Annotated in this window: 7 protein-coding genes; 3 read left to right on the forward strand and 4 right to left on the reverse strand. The window is 70.5% G+C overall.

Annotated features, from left to right (window positions below; translation table 11 throughout):
• Nucleotides 1-83: 83 nt before the first annotated feature.
• From ACFVJX_RS34900 to ACFVJX_RS34915, 4 genes are read right to left on the reverse strand one after another with little or no spacing between them, the layout of a single operon-like run.
• Nucleotides 84-797, reverse strand: a complete 714-nt coding sequence (locus ACFVJX_RS34900; RefSeq protein WP_384196044.1) for an ABC transporter permease — start codon at nucleotides 795-797, stop codon at nucleotides 84-86.
• Nucleotides 797-1,726: an ABC transporter ATP-binding protein gene (locus ACFVJX_RS34905; protein ID WP_384128078.1), complete on the reverse strand. Its 930-nt coding sequence runs from the start codon at nucleotides 1,724-1,726 to the stop codon at nucleotides 797-799. Before ACFVJX_RS34905 ends, ACFVJX_RS34900 begins: the two co-directional genes overlap by 1 nt.
• 43 nt (nucleotides 1,727-1,769) lie before the next feature.
• Nucleotides 1,770-2,936: a nucleotide disphospho-sugar-binding domain-containing protein gene (locus ACFVJX_RS34910; protein WP_384128080.1), complete on the reverse strand. Its 1,167-nt coding sequence runs from the start codon at nucleotides 2,934-2,936 to the stop codon at nucleotides 1,770-1,772.
• Nucleotides 2,924-4,126 (reverse strand): glycosyltransferase, encoded by a 1,203-nt coding sequence (locus ACFVJX_RS34915; RefSeq protein ID WP_384128082.1) that lies wholly within the window; start codon nucleotides 4,124-4,126, stop codon nucleotides 2,924-2,926. The genes ACFVJX_RS34910 and ACFVJX_RS34915 overlap by 13 nt, the downstream gene beginning before the upstream one ends.
• 243 nt (nucleotides 4,127-4,369) lie before the next feature.
• On the opposite strand from ACFVJX_RS34915, the gene ACFVJX_RS34920 reads away from it, so the two are divergent.
• The 3 genes from ACFVJX_RS34920 to ACFVJX_RS34930 all read left to right on the forward strand — a co-directional run bounded on the left by ACFVJX_RS34920 (nucleotide 4,370) and on the right by ACFVJX_RS34930 (nucleotide 6,988).
• Nucleotides 4,370-5,443, forward strand: a complete 1,074-nt coding sequence (locus ACFVJX_RS34920; RefSeq protein ID WP_384128084.1) for a ketoacyl-ACP synthase III family protein — start codon at nucleotides 4,370-4,372, stop codon at nucleotides 5,441-5,443.
• A 72-nt stretch (nucleotides 5,444-5,515) separates the two neighbouring features.
• Nucleotides 5,516-6,277: an NAD-dependent epimerase/dehydratase family protein gene (locus ACFVJX_RS34925; protein WP_384128086.1), complete on the forward strand. Its 762-nt coding sequence runs from the start codon at nucleotides 5,516-5,518 to the stop codon at nucleotides 6,275-6,277.
• Nucleotides 6,278-6,316: 39 nt separating this feature from the next.
• On the forward strand, nucleotides 6,317-6,988 hold the full coding sequence (locus ACFVJX_RS34930) for an antibiotic biosynthesis monooxygenase (protein ID WP_384195915.1): 672 nt from the start codon (nucleotides 6,317-6,319) through the stop codon (nucleotides 6,986-6,988).
• Nucleotides 6,989-7,027: the final 39 nt, after the last annotated feature.

Below are 7,027 nucleotides of genomic sequence, written 5' to 3' on the forward strand. Positions count from 1 at the left end.
TTCTATTCCCTTGCGGGCCGGGGCCGACGCCCTTCGGCCCCGCAGGGAGTTGTCCCTGCGGGCACTTCAAGAGGTGTGAAGGGTCAGGCCTGTCGGCCGCCCCTTCGGTAGGCGAAGGCGGCGAAGGCGGCGAACAACGCCGTCCAGAGAGCCAGTACACCGAGCCCGGCACCGCTCGGCGCGGAGTGCGCCGCCGCGTCCCAGGACAGCTGGGCGTAGCGGTAGACCGGGGTCTCGGTGGACAGTGGCCGCAGCCACTCGGGCAGGCTGTCGGTCGGCATCATCAGACCGCCCAGCAGGGTCAGCGTCAGATACGAGACGGTGCCGGCGATCTGCGCGAGCTGTGCCTTGAAGAGGTAGCCGATACCGATGCCGAGCATCGCGAGCGGTGCGATGCCCACCCAGAGCAGCAGGAAGATCTCCAGCCAGGTGCCGGCCCCGAGTTCGACCCCGCGGTAGAACTTGCCGATGAGCCCGATCACCACGATGGGCAGAATGCCGAGGCAGGTGGCGACGGCGCCGCGGGCGATCACGACCTGGACGGGGGAGAGCGGTGTGAGCCGTAGCTGGCGCAGCCAGCCGAGCGACCGGTCCTCGGCGATCCCGGTGCCGTTGGTGATGACGACACCGAGCGCGCCGAACGCGGCCGCGCCCACCATCGACCGCATCAGGGAATCCTGGTCCGGGCCGCCGCCCGCGAGGGTGACGTAGAGGCCGACCGGCATGACGAGGCTCATCATGAGGTAGCCGCCGTTGCGGACCAGCCGCAGGATCTCAAGACGGATGTATCCGAGCATCAGGTGGTCTGCCCTTCCGGAGCGGGCGCGTGGCGCGACTGGTGGGTCAGTGCGATGAAGGCCTCTTCCAGGCCGACTCCGGACACCTCCAGGTCGCTGAAGGCGTCGGCACGCGACAGGGCGTGCACGGTGGAGTCGGAGTCGTTGGTCCGCAGGTGGACCCGGCCGCCGTGGAACTCCACGGAACTGACGCCCGGCAGCAGGTCGAAGCCGTCGCGGTGTCCGCCGCGCGGCACGAAGCTGACCGTGCGGCCCTCGATCATGGACTTGATCTGCGAGGTGGTGCCGTCGGCCACCACCCGTCCGGCGGCGATCACGACGACCCGGTCGGCGCTGTCGTCGGCCTCCTCCAGGTAGTGCGTGGAGAACAGCACGGTGTTGCCGCGCTCGGCGTACCGCTGCATGGCCGCCCACAGGTCGCGCCGCGACTCCACGTCGAGCGCGGCCGTCGGCTCGTCGAGCACCACCAGGTCCGGGTCGCCGGCCAGGGCGAGCGCGAACCGCACCCGCTGGGCCTGTCCTCCGGACAGCCGGTCCACCTTGCGGTCGGCCAGCTTGGTGAGCTCGGCGAGCTCCAGGATCTCCTTGAGCGGCAGCGGCTTGCGATAGGTCTGGCGCACGAAGTCGACCAGCTCGCGCACCGAGACCCGGGGAATCATCTTCCCCTCCTGCAGCATGGCCCCCAAGTGGCCCGCCCGCATGGCGAGTTCCGGCTTCTTGCCGAACACCTCGATGGTGCCCTGGTCCGGCGGGAAGAGCCCGAGGAGCATGCCGATCGCCGTCGACTTGCCCGCGCCGTTCGGACCGAGCAGGGCGACGGTCTCGCCGCGGGCGATCGACAGGTCGATCCCGTCGACCGCGCGGACGCTGCCGTACTCCTTGACGACGCCCTGGAAAACGACCGCGGGAGGGCCGTGTTGTTCTGCCATGGGGGGTGGCACCTGTTCCCTTTCCTGTGTGAGTGAGCGCATGTCAGATCAGCCCTTCCAAGGTGTGGACCAGCTCCGCGGGACCCGGCAGGTCCTCGATCTCCGCACGGACGTCCCGTGCGGCCTTGCGGTGACGCTCGTCGCCGAGCAGTCCCGCCAGGGCCTCCCTGACAAGACGGGGGTCGTGCTGCTCCTCCTCGGTGGCGAGGTTGAGCCCGGACTCCGACTCCTGTACGAGCCGGCCGGTGGTCTGGAGGAACGGCTTGTCGCCCGGCAGCACCAGCTGCGGCACCGCCGACGCGAAGGAGGTCATGCTCGTTCCGCTGCCGCCGTGGTGGACGGCGACGGCCGTGTGACGCATCAGCGGGCCGATCGGGAAACGGTCGACGACCTTGACCGACGACGGGATGCCCCCGAGCGCCGAGTGGTACTTGGCGTCGATCGGGAAGAGCACGTCGAGGCCCTGCTCGGTGCAGGCGTCGAGCACGTGCCGGAAACCGAGCGGCAGTTCGCCGGTATCGGCGAGCACTCTGCCGTGCCACATGCCGAGACAGAGCAGCGCCCTCGGCCGTTCGGGGCGTGCCACCGCCCAGTCGGTCAGTGCGGCGGTGCCGCAGTAGGGCACGTAACGCGACAGCAGACCAGGGACGTTGTCGCCGCCGGGCAGCAGCGAGGCGGGGCTGGGGTCGATGATCAGAGCCGGGTCGGGGAAACCGTCGGCGCCGAGAGCGGCGCAGACCCCGTGGAGCTGGACCTTGGCCTGACGCAGCAGCGGACTGGTGAAGTCGTCCGGGCCCCAGCGGTGGATGATGCCCGGCACCCCGAGCACTCCGGCGACCGCGAGGCCGCCGAACTCCACCGGGTCGGTGACCACCAGATCCGGTTCCCAGTCCCGGCCGAGCCGCACCAGGTCATCGAGGTAACCGTCGAGCCGGGTGCGCCAGCGCTCGCCGATCGTGTCCCACTCGGACTCCGCGCGCCGGTCCATCGAGGCCCGGTCGGGCATCGCCACCGCTCCCGGGCGGGTCAGCCGCTGCCGGGTCTCACCGCCGCCCACCAGCCGGGTGTCCAGCCCCGCGGCGGCCGCGAACGTCACGAGCTCCGCGTCGCCGGCCACCAGAACCTGGTGGCCGGCCGCCCGCAGCGCCCAGGTCAGCGGCACCATCGGCACGAGGTGACTGGGCACCAGGGCCGTCACTAGGACACGCATGTCTCCTCCTGGGCCGCCGTGGCGGCTACGAGTTCTTCGAGGTCGATGACGAGCTGTTCCACCGGCGGGCAGGCGAGGATCTCGCGCTGCACGGCTGCCGCACGTCGCCGGTACCGCGGCTCCTCCAGCAGCCCGCGGAGCGCGTCGCCGACGGTCTCGCCGGTGGCCCAGTAGGACGGGAGGCTGATGCCGCTGCCCATCTCGGCGCAGCGTTCGGCCGAGTGCGGCTGGTCGTCGTACATCGGGGTGACGAGCATCGGGGTCCCGCTCCGCAGGCCCTCGCGGACGCCGCTGTGGCCGCCGTGGGTGAGGAAGACGTCGGCGGCCTCCAGCAGCACGTCCTGCGGCACCCATTCGGTGAGCAGCCGCACATGGTCCGGCACCGGGCCGAACTCAGCCGCGTCGCGGCCCACGCCGATCGAGACGAGGGCCGTGCAGTCGATGCCGGACACCGCCTCGATCACCGCGTGCAGCAGGTCGTTGGACTGCCACGGCATCGACGGCGCCATGGTCCCGATCGACGCGTACACCACCGGCTTGTCCTCCGGCAGCTCGGCGAGCCAGGGCAGCACCGTGTCGTCGCTGCGGTACGGCGTGCTCTGGCGGTAGTGGCGCAGGGTGCGCCGGTCCAGGTCGTCGCCGGTGCAGCGGGGCGCGAGCCAGCTCACCAGGAGGTGCTTGTACGCGGTGTTGTCGGCCGGGTCCGGGGGCAGTGCGAGTTCGGCGCGCAGTGCGTTCAGCCGCTCGTGCGTCACCGCGGGCGGCAGCAGATGGGTGGAACCGCCGGCCACCGCCACATGCGGGATGCCGAGCACCTCCGCGGCCAGATAGCCGCCCATCTCCTCGCCCTCGCGGACGATGAGATCGGGCTTCCAGTCATCGGCGATGCGCAGGATGTCGCGGGCGGCGACGAGTGCGGGCGGGCCGAGCACGCAGTCGACCAGGCCCTCCTCGTAAGCCTCCTGGTCCCCGCGGAAGAGCGGAAGTGCGATGGCGTCGACACAGAAGGGGTCCTTGGACCAGTCGACACCGGCCGGGAAGAACGGGAGCCCGTAGTTCACGCTCTCCTGGCGCATGGACTCGTCATCGGCCACCGCGACGGTGTGCCCGGCCCGTACTGCGGCCTGGGCCAGAGGTATCAGGAGTCGCAGGTGCGACTTGCCGGCATGGGCGGTGAACAGGATGCGCACGACGGGTCTCCGAATGGGGGGCGGGGGCAGCCCGATCGGCAGCCCGTTCGGTCATGCCCCAGAGAGTGAGGGAGGCCGCTGGATTTCCACTTGAGCCGCCGTCGGGCGGCCGTCCCCCTGCCGTACTCAAGTCCGATTCGAGAGGCGATGGCGACCTTGGGCGCATGCCGTGTGCACCAAGGAACGGACGGACCCGCCGGTACCGCGGGATCCACCAGGAACGCTGAGCAGGGGAGTGGCTGAATGCGTTGGAACGAGATCTATGTCGCCGGGCTGGGCAGCCTGCTGCCCGACCCCGTACCGGTGGCGGATGCCGTCGCGGCCGGTGAGTGCGGCCAGGAGTGGATCGACGACTTCGGTTACGAGTCCGTGCGGATCCTCAGGCAGGACGACGACGAGGAGTGGACGGCACCGCCGGACATGGCCGTCGCCGCGGGGCGCACCGCCCATCAGCGCTCGGGTCTCGCCAAGTCCGCGTACTCCCTGCTGCTGCACGGCAGCACCTGGTTCCAGGGCCTGGACATCTGGCCGGCCGCCTCCTACATCGCCAAGCGGACCGTGGGCGCGACCGTGCCCGGCCTCGACGTGCAGCAGCGCTGCAACATCGGCATCAGCGGGCTCGACCTGGCGGCCGCCCACCTGAAGGCCGGGTACGGCCGCGGCAGCGCCGTCATGCTCACCACGGCCGACCGCTTCGGCGGCCCCGGCGCCGACCGATGGCAGCTGCGGCACGGCAACGCCTACGCCGACGGCGCGACGGCCACCGTCCTGTCCACCGAGGGCGGCTTCGCCCGGCTCGTCGCCACCGCGACCGTCGCCGACAACTCACTGGAGCCGATGGCCCGGGGGGACGAGAGGTTCGGCCCGGTCTCCCGTGCCGCCGAGCGACAGATCGACCTGACCGCCCGCGGCGACGCCCAGAAGGCCGTCAGCGACGAGACCCTCACCAACATCCGCTTCGGCAAGGTGATGCAGGAGGCCAAGCAGGCCGTCCTCGACGACGCGGAGCTGGAGATGGACGACATCAGCTACGTCATCATCCCCTCCACCGGACGGATCAAGGGCCCCTTCCAGATCCACCACCTGCTCGGCGTCGACGAATCCGAGACGACCTGGGACTTCGCGCGCCGCAGTGGTCACATCGGTGCCGGCGACTGGGCCGCCGGACTGGAGAACCTGCTGCTCACCGGCGCGCTGAAGGCCGGCGACCACGTGATGCTCTACGGCGGCGGAGCGGGCTACACCATCACCACGGCCGTCCTGGAGATCCTCGAGATCCCCGCCTGGGCGGACCGGCCGTCCCCGGCCGCCGCGTAGGGGGCCGTGCCGCACACGAGCCGCCGCACGCGCCCACATCCGAGCCCCCCACAAAAGGAGTTGGCACACCCCATGGAGATAGTAGGCAGGGGCTTCCTGGCCGGACACCTGGCCGGCATCGGCGACCACCACCCCGATGTGGTGGCGCTGGCCGCCGGAGTCTCGGCCGCCGGTGACATCCCGCCCGAGCAGTACACCCGGGAGTCCGCCCGGCTGTACGAGGTACTGCGGTACTGCGAGAAACACCGCAAGCGCCTGGTGTTCTTCTCGACCGCGTCCGCCGGAATGTACTCGGTGCCCGACGCGTCACCGGGCCGTGAGGACGGCCCGGTCTACCCGGCGACCCTCTACGGCCGTCACAAGCTCTCCCTCGAAGCGGTCGTCAAGTCGTCCGACGTCGAGTACCTGATCCTGCGGCTCTCGCACGTCGTCGGCTTCAACCAGCCCGCGCACCAACTGCTGCCCGCCCTGGTGCGGCAGCTGGTGGAGGGCCGTATCCAGGTCTACCGCGGGGCGCAGCGCGACCTGATCGACGTCGAGGACGTCATCAAGATCGTGCACACCCTGCTGGTCGACGGGCGCACCCGTGACGTGGTCAACGTCGCGTCGGGCCACGCACCGCGCATCGAGGACATCGTCACGCACATGGAGGGCCTGCTCGGCACCCGCGCCGACAAGACCTATGTCCAGGCGTCGGGCGCCCAGGCGGTCTCCATCGACAAGCTCTGCCGTCTCGTGCCTCCGGTGTACGGGCTCGGCTTCGGCCCCGACTACTACCGCGGGGTCCTCGACAAGTACGTACACGCGTACGCGGACCAGCCGGTCGCCGCGTAACCCCACCACCCCAACCCGGAAAACGGAAAGGCCACACCCATGACCGAGAACAGCCCCGTCGTCGCAGTGGCGCACTTCGTGCTCAAGGAGAAGCACAAGACCAAGGGCGCGGAGTTCGAGAAGGCGTACACCAAGTACAAGCAGGCCGTCTCCACCAAGGACGGGCTGCTGCGCACCGCGCTGCTGCGCGGTATCAGGGAGCCCGACTCCTTCGTCATCCTCACCTGGTGGCGGGACGCGGACGCGCACCGCACGGTCGTCGGCGACTGGCAGTTCTTCACCGCCGTCAGCAGCCGCTTCGTCTACCTCGCCGCGATCACCAGCGTGCACGGGCCGGTGCTGGCCGGCGAGAGCGCCGCGGACGGGCTCGGCGAACTCGCGGTGCCGTCGGCCGACGCGGCCGTCGCACTGACCACCTTCACGCTGCGCGAGGGCGCCGACCAGCAGGCCTTCGAGGCCTCCTTCCTCGGCCACCTCGCCTTCGTCAAGGACCACGACGGCTTCCTCGGCCACCAGCTGGTGCACTCCAACCGGGAGACCAGCGCCTACGTCAACATCGGCTGGTGGAGCGGCCCGCAGGCATATCTGCCGGTTCTGCAGAGCCCCGAGATGGCCGCGGACGCCAAGACCATGGCGGTGCACGCCGAGGTCCTGGGCGGCCTCTACACGGCGGTCGTCGACTCGGCCCGCAGCGAGGTAGCGAGCGTCTGAACCTCCGTACCGCGGAAGGCGGGCCGGGGACGTCGGACA

This window comes from Streptomyces sp. NPDC127177 (assembly GCF_042672475.1).
In the GTDB taxonomy this organism is placed as follows: domain Bacteria; phylum Actinomycetota; class Actinomycetes; order Streptomycetales; family Streptomycetaceae; genus Streptomyces.